Origin of the sequence: Comamonas sp. Y33R10-2 (assembly GCF_019355935.1) — a bacterium.
Taxonomy (GTDB): Bacteria; Pseudomonadota; Gammaproteobacteria; order Burkholderiales; family Burkholderiaceae_C; genus Comamonas.
The window spans coordinates 2,669,498-2,690,201 of record NZ_CP079925.1; the positions used below are offsets into that span (position 1 = coordinate 2,669,498).

The window sequence follows — 20,704 nt, forward strand, 5'->3', positions numbered from 1 at the left end:
AGTCATTTCAGTCTTGAAATCAATACAAATCAAGCACTGAAAGCTATCAAAAATGAATCATTGGATCTGCCCTTGAGACAGGTCCTGAATCATTCGGGCTGCCAAGTACAGGCGCGGTGCGATGGTGTTGATCTGCACATATTCAGCATCGTTGGAGTGCGCGCCGTAGCCTGACAGGCCAAAGCCTTCAATCACGCCGCCCTTGGCCTTGAGTGCGGCAAAAGCTGCATCGGTGCCGCCACCTGTGGCTTTGTCCATCACCTTCATGGGCAGCTGTAGTTCCTTGTCGTAAATGCCTTGAGCATGCTTGGCCAGCTTGATGGCAACGGCATTGGCCTCCAGCGGTGGGCGGCGCACTTCAAACTTCAGCTCTACCTTGCTGGCGGGCAGTAGCTTGTTGTTGATTTTCTCGCGCATGGCTTTTTCCAGTGCGCCAAAGTCTTCTACGCGCAGTGCACGGGCATCGGCCTGCGCGGTGGATTCTGCGGGGATGACATTGCGGTTGGTGCCAGCTTTGGAGACTGTCCAGTTCAGCTTGAGTCCTTGCTCGGGTTTGGACAGGTCTTTCATCTGCAAAATCTGGTGCGAAATTTCGTAGAGCGAATTCACGCCATCTTCAGGCTTAGCTCCCGCGTGCGATGACTTGCCGATTACCTTCAGATAGGCCGAGCCGATGCCGCTGGTGGCCAGGCGTAGGCTGCCGTCAGTGCCGCCGCCTTCAAAGCTGAACACAGCGTCTTGCTCTGCGCCTAAGCGAACAATGGTGCTGCGTGCACCGGGCGAGCTGATTTCTTCATCGCCGTTGATCAGCACGGTCAGCGTGCCGTAGTTGTCTATGCCCAATTTCTTGAGCAGCGGGGCGATATGCAAAATCAGCGCCACGCCCTGTTTGTCGTCGGCAATGCCCAGACCATAAGCCTTGTCGCCATCAACGCGAAACGGCTGGTCTTTGAGCATACCGGGCAGATAGACGGTGTCCATGTGCGCAATCAGCATGATGCGGCTTGTGCCCTTGCCTTTGAACTCGGCATGCACCATGGGGCCGATTTTTTCGGGCGTGTCATCCAGTCGGTAGATATCGGTGGGCTCAATCACTTCTGCCTTGGCGCCTTGTGCGCGCAGCTTGCCAGCGATGTATTCGGCAATCTTTTTCACACCTTCCACATCCTTGCTGCCAGACTCGATATGCACCAAGTCGCGCAGCGTATCCAGATAGGCTTGCTGCTCTTTTTTGGCCTGTTCTCGCAGCTCGGCTTGAGGCGCTGCGTGGGCCGCTCCAAAGGCCAGAACAAGCGCCAGAGGCAGGGCGCGCAACAAAGGAGATGAGGACATGAAAAGACTCCAAAAATTCAATAGTGCGGATCAGCTTAGCAGCCGATGAGAGCGCTTTTTGAGTGCCCGTATTGGTGGAAACACTAGATACCACGGGCGTAAAAAAGCCCCGCAGCTTTCGCATGCAGGGCTTCAGTTAGAGAGTCTTTGAGGGGGTAATCAGGACGCGAATGCCAGAGGGGCCGTGCTTTTCTTGTTCACACCGTCGCCCACGATAAGGGCTGACACCACGGACAACATCAGCGCAATGGCTGAGCCGTAGAACACGGCGTTTGTCATCTGATGATCGAGCATGTAACCAAACACAGGGGCGGCCAGGCAGAAGCCCAGATCCAGACCCGAATACACCGTGCCATAGACGCGGCCTGTGGCTCCGGGGGGCGCTGCACGCTTGATCAGCATGTCGCGCGATGGGCCGGCAAGGCCGGTACCCAGGCCGGCCAGCGATGCGACCACCACGGCCGCCATACCGGGCAACCAGCCGGTGCCGACGATGAACAGCAGCAGGCCTGAGCCCAGCATGCAGACCGAGATCACCCTTTCCAGTCGCTTCACACGGCCAACCAGAAAGCCGCCGACGACCATGCCGGCTGCACCGCACAGCATGTAGCCGGTGACGATCAGCGCTGTGACGGACAGCGGCAGGCCGTACATAGACTGCATGGCGGGACTGGCAAAGGTCTGAATGGCGCTGAGCGCGCAGGTGCTCCAGAAGAAAAAAGAGAAGCAAAGCCATACCGAAGGCAGCTTCATGAAGGCCATAGGGTGCTCTTGCAATACGGGGGCTGCCGCAGCGGCAGGCTTGTCTGCGGCCTTGATGGCCTCGGCCCGGTCATCCAGCGCATCGCGGTTGAGGACCATGATGACCAGCACTACTGCCGCGCAGATGGCGCCGCAAAAGCAGGCCATGCGCCATGAGCCCGTAGCCGTGGTGATGCCGGCCATGAACAGCGGTGCCAGTGCCCAGCCAATATTGCCCGACAGGCCGTGTACGGAGAAGGCATGGCCTATGCGCTGCTGCGATACGCGCTTGTTCAGAATGGTGAAGTCCACAGGGTGGAAGGGCGCATTGCCCAGACCCGCAAAGAACGATGCGGCCAGCAGCATGGAGTAGCCCTGAGCGCTGCTGGCGATCAGGCCCGCCACGATAAAGCTGCCGAGAGCGGCAAACAGAATGGGGCGTGCGCCAAAGCGGTCTACCGCAAAGCCGGCCAGTGCCTGCCCCGTGCCAGAGACAATGAAGAACAGCGAGACCAGCACGCTGAGCTCTGAATAGCTATAGCCAAAATCCTTGATCAGCCACGGAAACAGCGGCGGCAGCAGCAGATGGAAAAAGTGTGATGAACCATGGGCCAGACCGATGAGACCGATGGTGCGTGCATCGCTTTGCAACGTAGCAGGCGCCTGATTTTGAGATGTTGTAGAGGCAGGGCTAGTCATATGTCGCATCTTAGGCAGAAGGCTTGCGTCTTGTATGCGATAGTCTGCCAAAAACTATCGTGAATGAGCCAACTATCATGTCCAGTCCTCAAGCGCCCGAGCCGCTTCGTGCGGGTAAAGCCTCGGCCTATGTGGAGACACTGACTCCTCATCTCTATGTTCCTACAGCAGAGCGGCCGGTGCGTGCTAAGTGCCGCTGGCTGGCAGCCGATACTCAGGTCAAGCCGCATCGTCACCCTTGGGGGCAACTGGCCATCTCTACGACGGGCACTATCCGCTTGACGGTGGCGCAGGGCACATACATCGTTCCGCCATCGCGGGCGTTGTGGGTGCCGCCGGGCATGGAGCATGCAGTGACCATGGTGGAAAGCGCCGATCTGCGAACCCTGTATTTTTTTCAAACCCATGGGCGCTGCGGCCCGGATGTGGGACCTGAGGAAGAGACGGCTTGGCGACAATGCCGCGTGCTCAATGCCTCAGACCTGCTGCGCGCTGTGGTGCGTGAGTTGCCAACGCTGCCCGATGATGCGCTGAATTTTTCCGCTCAGGATATGGCGCGCGAGCACCATTTGAGCGAGCTACTGCTCGATGAACTGCGCTGCGCCAGCGCTGTGCAGCTGGGTGTGAGCCTGCCGCAGGACAAGCGCCTGCGCCTGTTGTGCGAGGCCGTTCTGGAAGACCCCACGCGCTTTGAAACGTTGGAGGATTGGGCACGTGATACTGGTGCCAGTCCGCGTACCGTGGCGCGGCTGTTTCGTCAGCAACTGGAGTGCAGTTTTACCCAGTGGCGCCAGCAGGTGGTGCTGGCCCATGCCGTGAGTCTGGCTGCACGCAACTGGCCCATTCAGCGTATCGCGGCCGAGCTTGACTACAGCCCCAGCGCCTTTAGCGCCATGGTGCGCCGCACGGTGGGGATGCCGCCCGCCCAGTTCTTTGGTATGCACACGCAAAAGTTATAGCTGCTTGCGCTTGATGTGAATGTTCAGCCGCGCTCTGCGCCATCCAGCGGCATGGCATAGATCCACACCTTGTGGCGGCTATTGCCTTCGAGGCAGGCCGTAGCCTCCATTCCCGGTAGTTTGAAGTCCAGACTGACCAGCCAGCTGCCGGGTTGCATCTCAATGGCTGCCTTGACGGCTGCACGGCCCATGCTCTCGGGCCGCTGGAAGAGATAGACCAACTGGTAGCTGCTCCAGTCCGCCAGCCAGATATCACCGCGCCGCACGCGGGCCCAAGGGCAACGCAGGGCGCAGGCCAGCGTCAACGGCCAGCTCCACTCAAGACCGTGCAGGCGCGCATCTGGCAGCTCGCTGCGCAGTGCACGCAGGCCATCCCCCATGCCGCAGCCCGCATCAAGCACCATGGCTTGCTCAGGCAGTTCCACCACCTTTGCCAACCCCTGCAGTGCCTGAGCAGGCGTAGGAAAGAGGGGGGCATCACGCCAAGCATTGATGGGGTAGATCAGCAGCAGCAAAGCCAGTGGCAGCAGCCAGCCCCACGCGGGCAACTGGCTGGCACTGAGCACCACAAAGGACAGCGGAAACCCAGCTGCAATCATCAGCCTACGCCACCAACTGTGGCCCCAGAGACTGGCCAGTGAGCTGACAGCCCCCGCTAACAGCAAGGCCAGCCACCAAAAAATGATATGGCTGAGACCCAAAAAAACGATCCAGGAGAGCAGCCAAGTCAGCAAGGCGGGCAAAGGCCAAATCAATGAGCGCAAATGTTTAGACATAGACCTGATATTTACCAGCCCAAAGCATGGAAACCATCTGACATAAGAAGTAAATCAACTATTTAAAAATAAAAAAAATCGCTGGGTTCCATTGATTCTTTAAATACCCAACGATTAAGGGTTTGTCAACTTGGCAAGTGTTGTCAAGAATGCGTAAAAAGCTGCGTAAATTGCTTCGGTATACTTTTTCAGTCTCACCGGCTAAAAATCAAGGGGGAAATATTCATGCGCCTGGTTCTACCAAGCCTTTCTTTGGCGGCTCTTGCACTGGCAGGTTGCGCTGCGCAGTTGCCGCAAGATCAGCTCGCACCGACGTCGTCCACCGTGCGTCTGTGCGAAGGAAATAACTGCTCTGAATTGCCTCGCAATACAGCAACGTTCCGTGGTGAACCCGTCAACCCTGAAGCCGAGCGTCGCCGTCTGGCGCTGGAGCAGAAGGCCGAGTCCGATCCTCGCGCTGCCTATGACTTGGGGCTGCGCTACCTCCGCGGCGATGGCGTCGAGCGCAACAGCTATCAGGCTATTGAATGGATGCGCAAGGCCGGTGATGCAGGTAATGGCAATGCACAGTTTGCTTTGGGCCGTTTGTACCTGTTGGGATTCGAGGAGATGGGGTCAGACCCCGCAGAAGCTGAAGCTTGGTTGTCGCGCGCGTCAGCCAAGGGCTTTAAGGAAGCAACGCGTCTGTTGCCTCAGGCACAGGCCGCAAAACAGAATGCGCACGCACGCTATCAGGCCATAGAAGACGAGCGCAAGTCTTGGAACAACTGGTACGTGAGCGGGCCTTATTACATGACCTGGAGATCGTCGGGTTGGTACTGGCGCTGATCGCAGGTCAGCGGGTTGGTTTTTCATTTTTATTAGAAAGCTTCACTATGTCCAAGAAGACAACGCTGCGCCTTGCAGCCATCGCATCCGCACTGGCTTTGGGGGGCTGCGTGACTCCTGGCGGCGGCCTCATCTCGAGCGGTACAGCGCCGACTGCAGCCACTGGCGCAGCGGGTGGGGCTACCAGCGTGAATGCCAATTCATCGCTGGAACGCTGCGACGCACCTCTGGGTACGTTGGCTGTGGATGATGGCCGCGGCAAGGAGTGGTATGCCAGCTTTGGCGCTGCGACCAAGATCACCACCATTGAGCCACTGATCCGTTTGGCCGTGCAGCAGTCCAACTGTTTTGTGATCACTTCCGTCGGCAACAACCGCACTGAAAGCCGAATGTCCGCCATTACCGACAAGCAGCGCAACTCCGGTGAATTCCGTGCGGGTTCCAAGCAGCAAAAGGGCCAGCGCGTGGCCGCTGACTACTACATGGAGCCATCCATCATCATCGATAACTCCGCTACCGGCCAACTGGCTGCTGGCGTGGGCGGCCTGTTCGGCAACGTGGGCTCGCTGATTGGCGGCGCTATGCAAAGCAAGGCTTCGGTGGTGACACTGAGCATGTTTGACATCCGCTCTGGCGTGCAGATCTCCATCTCTGAAGGTAACTCTACAGCCACCAACTTCGGTGCTGCCATGGGTGCGTTTGGCGGCGGTGTGGGTGGTGGTATGAGCGGCTTCTCGCGCTCTCCTGAAGGCAAGGCTACCGTGGCTGCATTTATGGATGCCTACAACAGCATGGTGATCTCGCTGCGCAACTACAAGGCGCAGGAAGTTAAGGGCGGCTTGGGCCGTGGCGGCCAGTTGAAGGTCGGCAAGTAATCCTTGATGATTGACGTAAAAAGGGCCTGAGAAATCAGGCCCTTTTTCATTGAAAGTCTAAGTAAATATTGGACTGTTAGCTATGCTTATTGCAGCTGAAAAATCTTGCCGGGGTTCAAGATGTTTTTGGGGTCCAGCGCCTGCTTGATGGCACGCATCATCTGCACAGCGCCCGCACCCGCTTCTTGCAGCAAAAAGTCTTGCTTGTGGACACCAATGCCATGCTCGCCCGTGCAGGTGCCGCCCAGAGCAATGGCACGTGCAACTTGTTTGTGATTCAACTGCTCGCCCTGCTGGCGCTGCTCGTCGTTGTTGGGATCGATTAAATAGCCGAAGTGGAAGTTGCCGTCGCCCACATGGCCCACCAGAAAGTAGGGGAGGCCGCTGGCATCAGCCTCGGTCACGCAGTCGAGCAGCGCATCGGCCAAGCGGCTGATGGGCACGCAGGCATCGGTGGTAATACAGCGGCAGCCGGGCACGCTGGCCACGGCGGCAAAGTAGGTGTTGTGGCGGGCGGTAAAGAGGCGGGTGCGGTCTTCAGGGCGCTCGGCCCATTCAAAGGCATTGCCGCCAAATTCATTGGCCAAGTCCTGCACCATTTCCGCTTGCTCTTTCACGCCTGTGGGTGAGCCGTGGAACTCCATGAGCAGCATGGGTTCTTCACGCAAATTGAGCTTGCTGTACGCGTTGACCATGCGCACAGAATTCACATCAATCAGCTCCACCCGGGCGATGGGAATGCCCATTTGAATGGTCTGAATGACGGTGCGCACCGCAGCTTCAATGGTGGGGAAGGAACAGATGGCGGCACTCACCGCTTCGGGCAGTGGATAGATGCGCAGAGTGATCTCGGTGAAGATGCCCAGCGTGCCTTCGCTGCCCACCATCAGGCGCGTTAAGTCGTAGCCAGCAGCGCTTTTCTTGGCGCGGTTGCCGGTGCGGATGATGTCACCATTGGCCGTCACCACTTCCAGCTCCAACACGTTCTCGCGCATGGTGCCGTAACGCACGGCGTTGGTACCGCTGGCGCGCGTCGAGGTCATGCCGCCAATCGATGCGTCTGCTCCGGGGTCGATAGGAAAGAAGAAGCCGGTGTCCTTAATCGCCTCGTTGAGCGCCTTGCGCGTGATGCCGGGCTGCACAGTAATCGTCAAATCTTCCGTGTTGACCGAGAGCACCTGATTCATGCGGCCCACATCAATGGTGATGCCACCTTGCACGGCCAGCAAATGTCCTTCTAGCGACGAGCCAGCGCCATAGGCAATCACGGGCACGCTGTACTGGTCGCAAAGCTTGACGGCGTCTTGCACGTCCTTGGCGGACTCGGCAAAAACCACGGCCGCAGGCGGCGGTGCTGAAATCGATCCTTCATCGCGGCCATGCTGCTCGCGCACGGCTAAAGCGCAAGAGTACTGGCTGCCAAAGCGTGTGGACAGGGCTTGCAAAAATGCTTCGGGAATGGGGCGCTGCACAAATTGAGGCTGCAGCAAGGTGGGGGCTACGGGTGCGTTCATCAGGGTCTCCAGAGGGGAAAAAGAATACCACTGCCCTTGAGCGATTCGGGTACGTAGTGCGTACTAGGTGATTGGAGGCTGAAGCACAATCGGTCCCTGCACCGCATTGATGAAAAGGATGAATCATGGGCAATCGCCTCTCGCAAATCGCCACCCGTACTGGCGATGATGGAACTACCGGTTTGGGTGATAACACCCGCGTATCTAAAAACAGCGGCCGCCCCCACGCAATGGGTGATGTGGACGAGCTGAACTCGCACATCGGCTTGCTGCTGTGCGAGAGCCTGCCGCAAGATGTGCGCGACTTGCTGATTGATGTGCAGCATCAGTTGTTTAACTTGGGCGGAGAGTTGTCCATGCCCGGCTACGAGCTGCTCAAAGACGATGCGCTGCTGCAGCTGGATAACGCCTTGGCCCACTACAACGCCAACCTGCCGCGTTTGCTTGAGTTCATCTTGCCCGCTGGCACACGCGCAGCATCGCAAGCCCATATCTGCCGCACCGTGGCCCGCCGCGCCGAGCGCAATGTGGTGGCGCTGGAGCAGGCAGAAGCCATGCGAGCCGCACCGCGCCAGTATCTGAATCGCCTCTCCGATCTGCTGTTCGTTTTGTCGCGTGTGCTCAACCGTGTGGACGGTGGTGATGACGTGTACTGGAAGAGTGAGCGACTGGCCAAGAGCCAAGCAGAGTCAGAATAAGTTGAATAACTGAGCTGCTATTTAATGAGCAGCTATTAGTCTTTACGAATCATTGGCTTCAATGCATTTTCTGCTTGAAGCCAATGAAAATAAATGACTTGAAGCTATTAATTTAGGAGCTAATTGGCCAATAAAGGCTCAATGAGTGAACCCCGCAACTGCGCGGGTGATGCGCTGCTTGCACAATGGCTTCACCATGCTGACCTATGCAGATATCCAAGCCGCCGCACAGCGCCTAAACGGCGCCATTCTTCAAACCCCTTGCGTAGAGTCGCGCACGCTCTCGCAGATCACGGGCGCGCAGGTCTATCTCAAGTTTGAGAACCTGCAGTTCACCGCCTCTTTCAAAGAGCGCGGTGCGCTCAACAAGCTGCTCATGCTGACCGATGCCGAGCGCGCCCATGGCGTGGTGGCGATGAGCGCGGGCAATCACGCCCAAGGCGTGGCCTATCACGCGCAGCGACTGGGCTTGCGCGCCGTCATCGTCATGCCGCGTTTTACGCCGGGCGTGAAGGTGGAGCGCACACGCGGCTTTGGCGCTGAAGTGGTGCTGCATGGCGACACGCTGGCCGAGGCCAGAGCCCATGCTTACGAGCTGGCGCAGGCGCAGCAGCTGACCTTTGTCCACCCCTATGACGATGAAGCCATCGCCGCAGGCCAAGGCACGCTGGCGTTAGAGATGCTCGATGAGCAGCCCGACTTGGACATGCTAGTGGTCGCCATTGGCGGCGGCGGTTTGATTGCTGGCATTGCCACGGCGGCCAAGGCCATCAAACCCGAGATGGAAGTTGTGGGCGTGCAGACGCAGCGCTTTCCCTCCATGTACAACGTGGTGCGCCACAGTGATCTGCCCATGGGCACTTCGACGATTGCCGAAGGCATTGCTGTGACCCAGCCCGGCATCATCACGCAAGAGGTGGTTCAGCGCTGTGTGGATGATTTGCTGCTGGTCGACGAAGGCGATATTGAGCAGGCCGTGCTCATGCTGCTAGAGATTGAAAAAACGCTGGTCGAAGGCGCTGGCGCTGCCGGCTTAGCGGCCTTGCTGCGCTACCCGGATCGTTTCAAGGGCAAGAAAATTGGCTTGGTGCTGTCGGGCGGCAATATCGACCCACTGCTGCTGGCCGCCATCATCGAGCGCGGCATGGTGCGCTCGGGCCGCTTGGCGCGCATTCGTGTCAGTGCTCGCGACATTCCCGGTGTGCTGGCCCAAATCACCGCCACGGTGGCCAGTGCCGGTGCCAATATCGAAGAAGTCCACCATCAGCGCGCCTTCACCATGCTGGCTGCGCAGAACGTGGAAATTGAGTTTGTGCTGCAAACCCGCAACCAGCCACATGTAGAGCAGGTGCTGCAAGCGCTGCGCGGGGCTGGCATGGCGGCCGAGCGTATCGGTTGATGCGCTTTGAGCTTGTGGGCGGATGCGGCTGGCGGGCTTTCCCCTAGCGGCTTGCTTCAGCCTCTGCGCCACAATGCAAAGCAACCATTATTGAAGGAGCATTGATCGCATGTCACATGATCCCGTCGTAAACGAAGAGCCCGTAGACGCGGCAGAAGCCATCGTGCCTTATATGCCCATCGTCCTGCCCGCAGCTGGTGCTGTGCTGATGTTTTTGCTGGCTTTTATCGCCGTGACTATGGCTTAGCCGCCCTAAATACTTTTGACCGAACCCCGCTTAGCGGGGTTTTTTTACGCGCTTAAAGACTGTACGAGAACACATAAATGCATATTTCAATGCTTAAAATGCATAAATATTGAATATGAGTTGCTGACAAATGAAGGGCCGATCTCTAAAATCGATCTCCCTTCCCTTTGTTTAGCAACTTGTTTTGACTGATTTCAGGGGTTGGAAAGCGTGAAGAGAGTGCGAGGAAAGTCAGCAAGACAACTTCAAAAGCCTTTTTTCAAAGAAGCAGTCTCAACAGTTCTTTAGGACTGCTTCTTTGAAAAATTGGTTTATTAATTGAAGGACTTCCCCATGAACGCCGCTGTACAAAGCCTGAACATTCAGGCTCCTGAATACGTCAAGAACCCCAAGCTCATCGCTTGGGTGGCTGATATGGCCGCGCTGTGCAAGCCCGCCCACATCCACTGGTGCGATGGCTCGCAAGCCGAATACGACGCGCTTTGCCAGCAGCTGGTGGACGCAGGCACCTTCAAGCCTTTGGCTAAGCGCCCCGGCTCTTTCTTGGCATGGACCGATCCTTCTGATGTGGCCCGTGTTGAAGACCGTACCTACATCTGCTCCACCAAAAAAGAAGACGCCGGCCCCACCAACAACTGGATGGAGCCCGCAGAAATGCGCGCTACCTTGAACCCCTTGTTCGACGGTTGCATGGCTGGCCGCACCATGTACGTGGTGCCTTTCTCCATGGGCCCGCTGGGCTCGGACATCGCCCACGTGGGTATCGAGTTGTCTGACAGCCCCTATGTGGCCGTCAACATGAAGATCATGACTCGCATGGGCAAGGCCGTGTTTGACGTGATCGGCACCGATGGCGAGTTCGTGCCTTGCGTGCACACCATTGGAGCGCCTCTGGCTGCTGGCCAAAAGGACGAAACCACATGGCCTTGCAGCAAGACCAAGTACATCGTTCACTACCCAGAAACTCGCGAAATCTGGTCTTACGGCTCGGGCTACGGCGGCAACGCTTTGTTGGGCAAGAAGTGCTTTGCGCTGCGCATCGCTTCCACCATGGGCCGCGATCAAGGTTGGTTGGCCGAGCACATGCTCATCTTGGGCGTGACGAATCCTGAAGGCAAGAAGTACCACGTGGCTGCCGCCTTCCCTTCTGCCTGCGGCAAGACCAACTTCTCCATGCTGGTGCCACCTAAGGCCTTCGATGGCTGGAAAGTCACAACCATTGGCGACGACATCGCCTGGATCAAGCCCCAAGCCGACGGCAGCTTGCGCGCGATCAACCCCGAAGCTGGTTACTTTGGCGTAGCCCCCGGCACCAACATGCTCACAAACCCGAACTGCATGTTGAGCTTGGACAAGAACGTGATTTTCACCAATGTAGCGCTGACTGATGACGGCGACGTGTGGTGGGAAGGTCTGGAAAAAGACCAAGGCAAGTTGCCCGATCACCTGATCGACTGGCAAGGCAATGACTGGACACCTGCAATCGCCAAGGAAACTGGCGCCAAGGCTGCCCACCCTAACGCCCGCTTCACCGTAGCTGCCATCAACAACCCTGCACTCGATGAAGCGTGGGACGACCAAAAGGGCGTGAAGATCGACGCCATCATCTTTGGCGGCCGCCGCTCCACCACGGTGCCTTTGGTCACCGAAGCGCGCGATTGGACTGAAGGCGTGTACATGGCTGCCACCATGGGCTCTGAGACCACAGCCGCCGCCTTTGGCGCGCAAGGCGTGGTGCGCCGCGATCCGTTCGCCATGCTGCCTTTCGCTGGCTACAACATGAGCGACTACTTCCAGCACTGGCTGGATCTGGGTGCCAAGATTGAAGGTCAGGGCGCGACTCTGCCTAAGATTTTCACCACCAACTGGTTCCGCAAGAACGCCGAAGGCAAGTTTGTCTGGCCCGGCTACGGTGAAAACATGCGCGTGCTCAAGTGGATGATTGACCGGCTGGAAGGCCAAGTCCAAGGTCAAGAAACAGCTTTTGGCATTGCACCTCAATACGCTGAAATCAACTGGACGGGTCTGGACTTCAACGCCGCTCAGTTCGACAGCGTGACCAACATCGACAAGGCTGCATGGGCTGAGGAAATGCAGCTGCACGGCGAGCATTTCGACAAGCTGGCCTACAACCTGCCTAAGGCCATGTTGACTACCAAGGCAGAATTGGAAAAGCGCCTGAGCGCTTGATACCCCCTGAGGCGCTTCGCGCCTTCTCCCTCTCTCGCTTGCGCGGGAGTGTGCGATAGCCTCGCTGCGGGGCGGCCCTTGCTCACTATCTTGCTTTGAGCCACACCCATTAAAAAAGCCCTGCTGGTTTTCCCGGCGGGGCTTTTGTTTGCTTCTGTTTTTGTAGCTGTATGCCTATATGGAATAAGGATTAGAGGGTTGTTTGATTCAAAATCCATCTCTCCATACAAAAAGCCGCTGGCCTTATGGGCTAGCGGCTTTTTTGCGGAAAGTGTCTGAGCGCTTAGCGGCTTTGGCGATCCATGGCGCGAGCCAGATCAGCCATCAGGCGGGCGTCTTGCAAAGCGGCGTTCCAGACGCGCTCATCGGCTGCGGCTTGTTGGCGACTCTTGACCCAAGCGCGGTAGCCGGAGCGAACGAGGTTGATTGCACGGCGGGCGGGGGTGGAAAATAGCGCCACGCTGCCGAATGCCATGGCCCACAGCACCATCCATGCAGCTAGCATGTGACCGTTGCTCCAAGTCTCTGTGACTTGAGAGATGACAATGGCCAAGGCTGCGAGAACGGTGGCCAGTACGGTCCAATTGACTTTGGACTGAGCCTTGGCTTCGTATTCGGCGGCCAAAGCGGCCATGCGTTCGTCGCTTGCCTGATAAAGGCGCACCACACCGGTGTGTTCGACGCTGTAGGAGTTGAAAATGAAATTGCTCATGGCAGTTAACCCTTTGACCCACGCTTTTGGCGACTTGCCCGGGGAGTAGGTGTAACTATAGGGATTACCCTAGGCGTGTTCAAATTTATATTTTGAATCTGTAGCATTCACGTTAGTGATGAATTAACAGACTATGTCCCTCAACTTCCGATCACTCGACCTCAACCTTCTGCGCGTTTTTGATGAGGTCATGTCCGAGCGCAGCCTGACACGCGCGGCGCGCAAGCTCAGCATTACCCAGCCCGCCGTCAGCAACGCCATGCGCCGCCTGCGCGAGGTGCTAGGTGACGAGTTGCTGGTGCGCCAAGGGCAGGGCGTGGAGCCCACTCCGCGGGCTCAGGCCTTGTGGCCGGTAATTCGCGAGGCGCTGCAGCATCTTGAAGGAGCGCTGGCTCCTGACGCGTTCGACCCTGAGACGGCAGACACAACCTTCGTCATCGCCATGGCCGATGCCACGGCTGCTACGCTGATCCCGCCGCTGTACCCGATGCTTGCGCGCGAAGCGCCGGGTGTCGGCGTACGGCTTTTGCCCATGATCACCCGTGACCCGCGGGCTTTGTTGGACGCTGGCGAGGCCGACATGGCCGTGGGCTACTTCCCCGCCGTGCTGGCCGACTTGACGGCCCGCGCTCAAGCGGGCGGGCTGGTGGCGTTTGATAGTCGCCGCTTGTATGAAGGCGAGTACCTGTGCGTGATGCGCAAGGGCCACCCGCTGGAGCATGTGCCGCTCACGCTCGATAACTATTGCGCTGCCCGCCACATGCTGGTCAGCTTCTCGGGTCGCTCTTTTGGCTTTATTGATGAATCGCTGGCCTCGCTGGGGCGCTCGCGTGAAGTTGTGCTCACGGTCAACCAGTTCTTTACGGCCGCTCGCGTGGTCATCAACTCAGACTTGCTGACTATCTTGCCGCGCCACTTTGTGCCGGTCACTGGTATGAGTGAGGAGCTGGTGCTGCGCGAGCTGCCGTTTGATGTCATGCCTGTGCATGTGGATGCTTTGTGGCGCCGCCGTGGCCCGCACCCACAGGCTTATGACTGGCTGCTAAAAACGCTGTCGCGTGCTGCAGAGATCACTTTTGCCAACGGCTTAGCCCAAGTCACGCCGCACGGGTGAGGTGGGTCTGCTGAGATTTGCTTGAAGTCGAGAAAGATGCAGGCCGGTTGCCGATCTAGCCGTGCGCCACGCATTCAACCCCTTGTCGACACAACGCGACCTTCGATCAAGCCTCAACAGACTCTAAACTCATGGCCATGAAGATCCAGCTGCTATCCGACCTGCACCTTGAAGTCCACCCTCAATTTGTGGCCCAGCCCGCGGCCGGGGCTGATGTGCTGGTGCTGGCCGGAGACATTGGCTCCTACCAGAGCAACTCCATGCTCAACGGTGAGTACTTTGGTTTAGAACGCTTTTCGCCGTTACCCGAGTACGCAGGTTGGCCCACGCCCGTGATGTTTGTGCCCGGCAATCACGAATATGACATGCAGGATTTTGACGAAGCTAGGCTGCGCCTACAGCGCACCTGCGACCAGTTGGGCTTGATCTGGCTGGACCGCGAAACCGTGGTGATGGACGGTGTGCGCTTCATCGGCACCACGCTGTGGAGCGACTTTGACGCCATTGCCATGAACGAAGGCGTGACCGACATGACGCGCCTGCACAAGCTGCGCGATAAGGCGTTTCGCGCTGCCAACTTCTACTTGCGCAAGACCGGTGGAACGCGCCAGAGCGAGGCCTTCTTGGCCGAGCCCATGCGCGATGAAAGCTTGCTGTGCCAAGACTGGCTGCGCGCCGCGCTGCAGCAGCCTTTTGATGGGCCGACGGTAGCTGTTACGCACTTTGCCCCCAGTTTGCGCAGCGCAGATCCCCGCTACGGACTGGTGCCCGGTACGGCGGGGTTTTGCAACGTCATGGATGATTACCTGCCCTATGCCCAACTGTGGCTGCACGGTCACCTGCATTGCGCCAGCGACTATGTGGCAAAAGGCAAGCACGCAGATGGCAGTGACTGGCAATGCCGCGTGGTGGCTAATCCGCTGGGCTATGCACGCAAAGGCGAGCAAGAGGGTTTTTTACCGGCATCGACAATTGACTTGAGCTAAGTCAAGATCGACACAACCTCAAGCCATTAGTCTTGAGGCATTCACAAGGAGACGTTGGTATGAAGATCTTGCTCGCTGTTGACGGAAGTGCTTACACCCAAAAAATGCTGGCTTATTTGACCTCGCATCAAGAGATGCTGGGCGCAGGCCATGAATACACCGTTATCACCGTGCAGCCGCTGCTGCCAGCCCGTGCCCGCGCTGCGCTGGGCAAGGATGTGGTGCAAGAGTATTACGACGAAGAGAGCACCAAGATTTTGCAGCCCGTGCAAGAGTTCTTGAAGGCTCGTGGCGTGCCAGCGCAAAGCATCAACAAAGTGGGCCCGATTGCCGACACCATCATCCACGAAGCGCAAGAGGGCAAGTTTGACCTCATAGCTATGGGCACACATGGCCACGGCGCACTGGGTCGTTTGGTCATGGGTTCGGTCAGCTCGCAAGTGCTGGCGGGTTGCACTATTCCTGTGCTGCTGATCCGCTAAAAATTCATAGCTGGTAGTCACTGAGATACAAGCGTTTCAGCCGTAAATCAGTGTGATACCAATGAATCTAGAGGACTTAAAGCTACAAAAACCAAAGCACCTCTAAAGGCACACATTCTTCAAAGGCCGCGCTGCAAAGCACGGCCTTTTTTCTTGTTTGATTTCTATGAGACTTGCAGCAACTGCTGCGCCTTACCAAGCAGTGCCTGACTGACGCGAGAGAGCACGCGCGACTCCAAATTCCAGCAATGCCAGTACAGGGCAATCGCCAGCGCATGCCCGGGCGCTACATCGACCAAATCTCCGCTGTGTAGCGCAGGTTGCACCAGCAGCTCTGGCAGCACCGCCACGCCCCAGCCGGCACGCACGGCGCGCACTTGTGCCTCGCAACTGGGTAGCAAAATTTGATGCTGCAGCTGCACGTTGCGCAGCCCCAAAAAGCGCGCCACAAACTCGGCCTGCATATCGTCTTTGCGGTTGAAAGATAGAAAGGGAAGCTGCTTAAAGTTCTTGTGCGTCAGCCCCTGCGGCAGCTTCTCTTGCGCAAAGTCTGCCGATGCCACGGCGACATAGCGCATAGCCCCTAGTGGCTGCACAGTGCAGCCGCGCAGCGCTTGGCTCAGCGTGGTCACGCAGCCCATGACCTGACCGGACCGCAGCAGCTCTTGCGTGAAGTCCTGATCGTCCACCACAACTTCCAGCGGCAGGCCGCTGCGCACCAGGTCATCCAGCGCCGTCATGGCCCATGTCGCAATGCTGTCGGCATTGATGGCGATAGAGACTATTTCACCGGCCAGACTCTGCCCCGTTTGCGGCGCCAGCGCTTGTAACTCATGCGTCAGATCGGCGCGCAGCAGGCGCAGCTGTTTGGCGTGCTTGAGCAGCAGCCGCCCCGCGCTGGTGGGTTTAACGGGGCGTGTGCGCTCGACCAGCACCGAGCCCACTTGCGACTCCAGCGCACGCAGACGTTGGGACACGGCTGACTGGGTGATATGCAGCTTTTGCGCAGCGCGTTCAAAGCCGCCTTCTTCGACAATGGCGGCCAGACATTCCAGCGCAGCGGGGTCCCAAGAACTCATGCAGAAACTCCATTAGCAAAACTGATGAAACTGCTGAAAATTTAATGGTGCTTTTGATTTTTTGCAACTGTGCAGACACTGGCCGCATGAACATCATCGTCCTAGGCGCCGGCATCATCGGCATCAGCACCGCCTGGCATCTGCGCGAGCGCGGCCATCAAGTCACCGTGGTGGACCGCCAAAGCGGCCCGGCGCTGGAGACGAGCTATGCCAATGGTGGCCAAATTTCGGTCAGCTATTGCGAGCCATGGGCTAACCGCCAAGCGCCCTGGAAAGCACTGAAATGGATGTTTGATAAAGAAGCCCCGCTGCTGTTCAGGCCGCAGCTAGATCCTGCGCAATGGCGCTGGTGTTTACAGTTCCTTGCCCAGTGCAATGACAAGGCGTTTGCGCGCAATGTGCAGCAGATTGTGGCGCTGGGTGCATACAGCCATGTGGCGCTCAAAGACATGGTTAAAAAAACCGGCATCACCTTCGAGCGACTAGAGCGCGGTATTGCGCATTTCTACAGCAGTCAAAAAGCGTTTGATGAGGCTGCAGAAGGTGTGCAATTGATGCGCCAATACGGCGTGCAACGCCGCTTGGTCAGCCGTGATGAACTGCTCAAAATCGAGCCCGCCTTCACCCCCTATGCTGCGCAGATTGCAGGCGGCACGTTTACTCAAACGGATGAGTCTGGCGACGCACGTGTCTTCACCGAAAAACTGGCGGATTTGTGCGATCAATCAGGTGTTGAGTTTCTCTACGGTCAGCAAATTTTGAGCTTGCAGGCAGGGTGTAAAAATGCGCCGGCTCGCATCAAAATTCAAGCCAATGAGGGCGGCGCAGTACGCACGCTAAGTGCTGATGCTGTGGTGGTCGCTTGCGGCTCATACACACCGCTGCTGCTCAAGCCGTTGGGCGTGAATGTGCCCATCTACCCCGGCAAGGGCTATAGCGCTACGCTGGCGCTGCTGCAGCCAGAAAAAGCACCCATCGTCTCCACCATCGACGACAGCCGCAAAGTGGCCATGACGCGTCTAGGCAATCATTTGCGCGTGGCAGGAACGATTGAGCTGGGCGGCTTTGATATGCGCCTCGAAACCCCCACGGCCCGTGCGCGCTGCGAGATGCTGGTCAGGCGCGTTGAAGAGCTGATGCCCGGCGTGTGTGATACCCGTTTGCCCGAAGAAGGGGGTGAGCCGCAGTTCTGGTGTGGCCTGCGCCCGGCTACACCCACCAACATCCCTTGCATTGGCGCGACGCAGGCGCAGGGCATATGGGTCAATGCGGGCCACGGCACGTTGGGATGGACCCATGGTGCTGGCTCTGGCAAAGCTATGGCGGCCTTGATGAGTGGTGAGCAGCCAGCGCTTGACTTTGGCTTTTGGGGTGAGAAGTTGCACTCTCCTGCACCGGCACAAATGGCGACGACAGCCTGAATCTGACGGTTACAAAATTAATTAACAGATTAAGTAAAAACCCTGCGCGAAACGGATTGACGGGTTGATGTGGTGAGACGAACATTACCATGTTAACTAAATATTCATCACGCAGATGCAGCCCTCTTTCTTCAGCGACAGCCTGCCATTGCGCACCGTTTACGGCGCGCTGCTCAATGATCGTTCCACGCTGGAGCGACTGTCTCCACAATTCGTGAACGCGCCCTATAAGGCTGCGCCTAAGGCTCCTGTTCTCTACATCAAGCCGCGCAATACATTCGCTGCAGAGGGAGCCAAAGTGCAGGTGCCGGCAGAGCCGGGCGAGGTGCGCGTCGATGCCACGATTGGTCTGGTCATCGGCAAAACGGCGAGCCGTGTCTCGGTAGATGAGGCGCTCAGCTATGTCGCGGGTTTTGTGGTGGTCAGCGACCTGACTTTGCCGCACGAAAATTACTACCGCCCCGCCATTCAGCAGCGCGATCGAGATGGCTTTTGTCCCATGAGCCAGTTGTTCAAGGACGAAGCAGGTTTTGACCTCGATCACGCGACCCTCAGCATTTGTATCAACGGTGAACGCGTCTATGAGCGCAGCTTTGCCACGCTGGTGCGTACGGCCGCTCAGTTGCTGGTGGATGTGACTGAATTCATGACGCTGGCCGTTGGCGATGTTCTGCTGCTGGGTCCTGGCGAAGGATCACCCGTGGCGCGTGCTGGCGATCAGGTTCGTATCGTGGTGCCCGGCCTAGGCGAGTTGACGCACTCTGTGGTCGAGGAGGAGCTGGCATGAAGCGCGGACGTGTGATCCTGAACGGTCAAGAACTGGCTGTGACTGAAAGTGCCGATGGTCGCGTGCAACTGCCCGATGGTCAGGTGGTGGCCGAGACGCAGGTGCAATGGCTTCCTCCACTGGAATTCGGCACAATCATTGCGCTGGGTCTGAACTATGCGGACCATGTCAAAGAGTTGTCGCACGAGTTGACTGTCAGCACCAAAGATGTACCTCTGGTGTTCCTCAAAGGACCGAACTCTCTGGTGGGCCACCGAGGCTTTACGCCCCGTCCAGCGGACGCCAGCTTCATGCACTACGAGTGCGAACTGGCTGTGGTCATTGGTCGTACCGCCAAAAACGTACAGGCTGCCGATGCCATGCAATATGTGGCTGGCTACACCGTCTGCAACGACTATGCGGTACGTGACTATCTGGAGAACTGGTACCGCCCCAATTTGCGTGTCAAGAACCGCGATGCAAGCACCGTGATCGGGCCCTGGCTGGTAGATGCCAGTGATGTGCCCGATCCCCATGCACTGGCCCTGCACACCCGTGTCAACGGCCAGCAAACCCAGAGTGGCAACACCAGCCACATGATTCACCGCATTCCAGAGTTGATTGCCTACCTCAGCAGCATCATGACGCTGCAGGCGGGCGATGTCATCCTGACGGGAACACCCGACGGGGTAGTCAATGTCAACGCTGGGGACGTGGTGGAAACTGCCATTGACGGTATTGGAACGCTAGTCAACACGTTGCAAGACATCTGAAGAGCGTACACCAGCAGCCATCCAACCTAAGGAGACTGAGATATGCGTTTATCTTTTCGTATCGCCGCCGCCGCGCTGGCGGTAGGCGGCTTATTGGGTATGAGTTTTTCTGCCTCGGCACAAACCTATCCGCACAAGCCTTTGCGTTGGGTGGTGGGCTATCCCGCCGGTGGTGGAACGGACTTTTTGGCGCGCACGGTCGGCGCCCAGCTGTCACATCAAATCGGGCAGCAAGCCGTGGTGGATAACCGTCCCGGTGCGAGTGCGATCCTTGCGTCGGAGCTGGTTGCGCGTTCTGCACCAGATGGCTACACCATTTTCTCGGCGGACAACGGTGTGCTGGTCTACAACAGCCTGCTGTACAAAAAGCTGCGCTATGACCCGCAGAAAGACTTTGCCTTGCTGGGGATGATGGGACGCTCGCCATTGGTCATCGTTGCCTCTCCACAGCTGGGCATCAAGGATGCACAGGGTTTGCTTGCTGCGCTGCGTAAAGAGCCAGGCAAATACAGCATCGGCACGGCAGGCACAGGCAGTCCCCACCATCTGGCTCTGGAGCTGTTTCAGCGCGAAGCCAATGTTTCTCTGCAACATATTCCCTACAAGGGCGGCGCACCTGCCTTGCAGGAGCTGATGGGAAATCAGATCCCGCTGATGATGCTGGATCTGCCAAGCGGCATCAGCGCCGTCAAGGCAGGCAAGGCCATTCCATTGCTGGCCATGTCGGGTGAACGTATTCCGCAATTGCCGAATGTTCCTACGGCTCGTGAATTGGGTTTTTCTAAGGTGGAGGCCTATACCTGGCAAGGCTTGGTCGTGCCCAAAGGTACACCGGCAGACATCCAGAAACAGTTGAGCACAGAGCTGCAAAAAGCCATGCATGAACCGGCGGTGCGCCAGAGCTTGTTTGATGCTGGCTGGGAGGCACGACCTAGCAATGCAGAGGATATGGCCCGGTATGTGAAGTCCGAGCGCGAGACCTGGTCCGTGCTGGTTAAAGATAAAAATATTCAGCTGGATTGAGTACAACAGAGCCCATGCCTCGCATGGGCTCCACCATCGCCCAAGTGGTAGCAGGAAGCCCGAGAAGCCCGTCAGGGAACAGGAGAGAGC

General features: G+C 57.8%; 20 protein-coding genes. 14 read left to right on the forward strand and 6 right to left on the reverse strand.

Annotated elements, in window-relative coordinates:
* Positions 1 to 57: 57 nt before the first annotated feature.
* Positions 58 to 1,332 (reverse strand): M20/M25/M40 family metallo-hydrolase, encoded by a 1,275-nt coding sequence (locus KUF54_RS11860; RefSeq protein ID WP_219343024.1) that lies wholly within the window; start codon positions 1,330 to 1,332, stop codon positions 58 to 60.
* 159 nt (positions 1,333 to 1,491) lie between these two features.
* Positions 1,492 to 2,772: an MFS transporter gene (locus KUF54_RS11865; protein WP_219343025.1), complete on the reverse strand. Its 1,281-nt coding sequence runs from the start codon at positions 2,770 to 2,772 to the stop codon at positions 1,492 to 1,494.
* A gap of 77 nt (positions 2,773 to 2,849) precedes the next feature.
* Here KUF54_RS11865 and KUF54_RS11870 point away from each other — a divergent pair, with 77 nt between their 5' ends.
* A complete protein-coding gene (locus KUF54_RS11870) occupies positions 2,850 to 3,731 on the forward strand; it encodes a helix-turn-helix domain-containing protein (RefSeq protein WP_219343026.1) in 882 nt (293 codons plus the stop codon).
* Between the two features lie 23 nt (positions 3,732 to 3,754).
* Here KUF54_RS11870 and KUF54_RS11875 read toward each other — a convergent pair whose 3' ends face one another.
* Positions 3,755 to 4,507 carry a class I SAM-dependent methyltransferase gene (locus KUF54_RS11875; protein WP_219343027.1) on the reverse strand — a complete coding sequence of 251 codons (753 nt, stop codon included), beginning with the start codon at positions 4,505 to 4,507 and terminating at the stop codon, positions 3,755 to 3,757.
* Positions 4,508 to 4,732: 225 nt separating this feature from the next.
* Between KUF54_RS11875 and KUF54_RS11880 the strand changes: the two genes are divergently transcribed.
* Both KUF54_RS11880 and KUF54_RS11885 read left to right on the forward strand, forming a co-directional pair.
* Complete coding sequence (locus tag KUF54_RS11880; RefSeq protein ID WP_219343028.1) at positions 4,733 to 5,335, forward strand: tetratricopeptide repeat protein; 603 nt, start codon at positions 4,733 to 4,735, stop codon at positions 5,333 to 5,335.
* Between the two features lie 47 nt (positions 5,336 to 5,382).
* Entirely contained in the window at positions 5,383 to 6,210 is an 828-nt protein-coding gene (locus KUF54_RS11885) for a penicillin-binding protein activator LpoB (RefSeq protein ID WP_219343029.1), read from the forward strand.
* A gap of 86 nt (positions 6,211 to 6,296) precedes the next feature.
* Here the strand turns inward: KUF54_RS11885 and KUF54_RS11890 are convergent, their stop codons facing one another.
* Complete coding sequence (locus KUF54_RS11890) at positions 6,297 to 7,724, reverse strand: FAD-binding oxidoreductase (RefSeq protein WP_219343030.1); 1,428 nt, start codon at positions 7,722 to 7,724, stop codon at positions 6,297 to 6,299.
* Positions 7,725 to 7,849: 125 nt separating this feature from the next.
* Here KUF54_RS11890 and KUF54_RS11895 point away from each other — a divergent pair, with 125 nt between their 5' ends.
* From KUF54_RS11895 to KUF54_RS11910, 4 genes are all read left to right on the forward strand, one after another.
* Entirely contained in the window at positions 7,850 to 8,422 is a 573-nt protein-coding gene (locus tag KUF54_RS11895; protein WP_219343031.1) for a cob(I)yrinic acid a,c-diamide adenosyltransferase, read from the forward strand.
* A 196-nt stretch (positions 8,423 to 8,618) separates the two neighbouring features.
* The gene (locus KUF54_RS11900; protein ID WP_219346384.1) at positions 8,619 to 9,821 is read left to right on the forward strand and encodes a threonine ammonia-lyase; all 1,203 of its coding nucleotides are present in this window, start codon (positions 8,619 to 8,621) and stop codon (positions 9,819 to 9,821) included.
* Positions 9,822 to 9,930: 109 nt separating this feature from the next.
* Complete coding sequence (locus KUF54_RS11905; RefSeq protein ID WP_219343032.1) at positions 9,931 to 10,068, forward strand: hypothetical protein; 138 nt, start codon at positions 9,931 to 9,933, stop codon at positions 10,066 to 10,068.
* A gap of 333 nt (positions 10,069 to 10,401) precedes the next feature.
* On the forward strand, positions 10,402 to 12,258 hold the full coding sequence (locus KUF54_RS11910; protein WP_219343033.1) for a phosphoenolpyruvate carboxykinase (GTP): 1,857 nt from the start codon (positions 10,402 to 10,404) through the stop codon (positions 12,256 to 12,258).
* 283 nt (positions 12,259 to 12,541) lie between these two features.
* On the opposite strand, the gene KUF54_RS11915 is transcribed toward KUF54_RS11910, so the two are convergent.
* Positions 12,542 to 12,970 (reverse strand): hypothetical protein, encoded by a 429-nt coding sequence (locus KUF54_RS11915; protein ID WP_219343034.1) that lies wholly within the window; start codon positions 12,968 to 12,970, stop codon positions 12,542 to 12,544.
* Positions 12,971 to 13,103: 133 nt separating this feature from the next.
* Here KUF54_RS11915 and KUF54_RS11920 point away from each other — a divergent pair, with 133 nt between their 5' ends.
* From KUF54_RS11920 to KUF54_RS11930, 3 genes are all read left to right on the forward strand, one after another.
* A complete protein-coding gene (locus tag KUF54_RS11920) occupies positions 13,104 to 14,084 on the forward strand; it encodes a LysR family transcriptional regulator (protein ID WP_219343035.1) in 981 nt (326 codons plus the stop codon).
* A 137-nt stretch (positions 14,085 to 14,221) separates the two neighbouring features.
* Entirely contained in the window at positions 14,222 to 15,070 is an 849-nt protein-coding gene (locus KUF54_RS11925) for a metallophosphoesterase (protein WP_219346385.1), read from the forward strand.
* A 59-nt stretch (positions 15,071 to 15,129) separates the two neighbouring features.
* Positions 15,130 to 15,552, forward strand: coding sequence for a universal stress protein (locus KUF54_RS11930; RefSeq protein ID WP_219343036.1), 423 nt, complete (start codon positions 15,130 to 15,132; stop codon positions 15,550 to 15,552).
* A 164-nt stretch (positions 15,553 to 15,716) separates the two neighbouring features.
* Here KUF54_RS11930 and KUF54_RS11935 read toward each other — a convergent pair whose 3' ends face one another.
* Entirely contained in the window at positions 15,717 to 16,631 is a 915-nt protein-coding gene (locus KUF54_RS11935) for a LysR family transcriptional regulator ArgP (RefSeq protein WP_219343037.1), read from the reverse strand.
* 44 nt (positions 16,632 to 16,675) lie between these two features.
* Between KUF54_RS11935 and KUF54_RS11940 the strand changes: the two genes are divergently transcribed.
* The 4 genes from KUF54_RS11940 to KUF54_RS11955 all read left to right on the forward strand — a co-directional run bounded on the left by KUF54_RS11940 (position 16,676) and on the right by KUF54_RS11955 (position 20,614).
* Positions 16,676 to 18,052 (forward strand): D-amino acid dehydrogenase, encoded by a 1,377-nt coding sequence (locus tag KUF54_RS11940; RefSeq protein ID WP_219343038.1) that lies wholly within the window; start codon positions 16,676 to 16,678, stop codon positions 18,050 to 18,052.
* 115 nt (positions 18,053 to 18,167) lie between these two features.
* Positions 18,168 to 18,839 (forward strand): fumarylacetoacetate hydrolase family protein, encoded by a 672-nt coding sequence (locus KUF54_RS11945; RefSeq protein WP_219343039.1) that lies wholly within the window; start codon positions 18,168 to 18,170, stop codon positions 18,837 to 18,839.
* On the forward strand, positions 18,836 to 19,591 hold the full coding sequence (locus KUF54_RS11950) for a fumarylacetoacetate hydrolase family protein (protein ID WP_219343040.1): 756 nt from the start codon (positions 18,836 to 18,838) through the stop codon (positions 19,589 to 19,591). Before KUF54_RS11945 ends, KUF54_RS11950 begins: the two co-directional genes overlap by 4 nt.
* A 42-nt stretch (positions 19,592 to 19,633) precedes the next feature.
* A complete protein-coding gene (locus tag KUF54_RS11955; protein WP_219343041.1) occupies positions 19,634 to 20,614 on the forward strand; it encodes a tripartite tricarboxylate transporter substrate binding protein in 981 nt (326 codons plus the stop codon).
* Positions 20,615 to 20,704 lie beyond the last annotated feature (90 nt).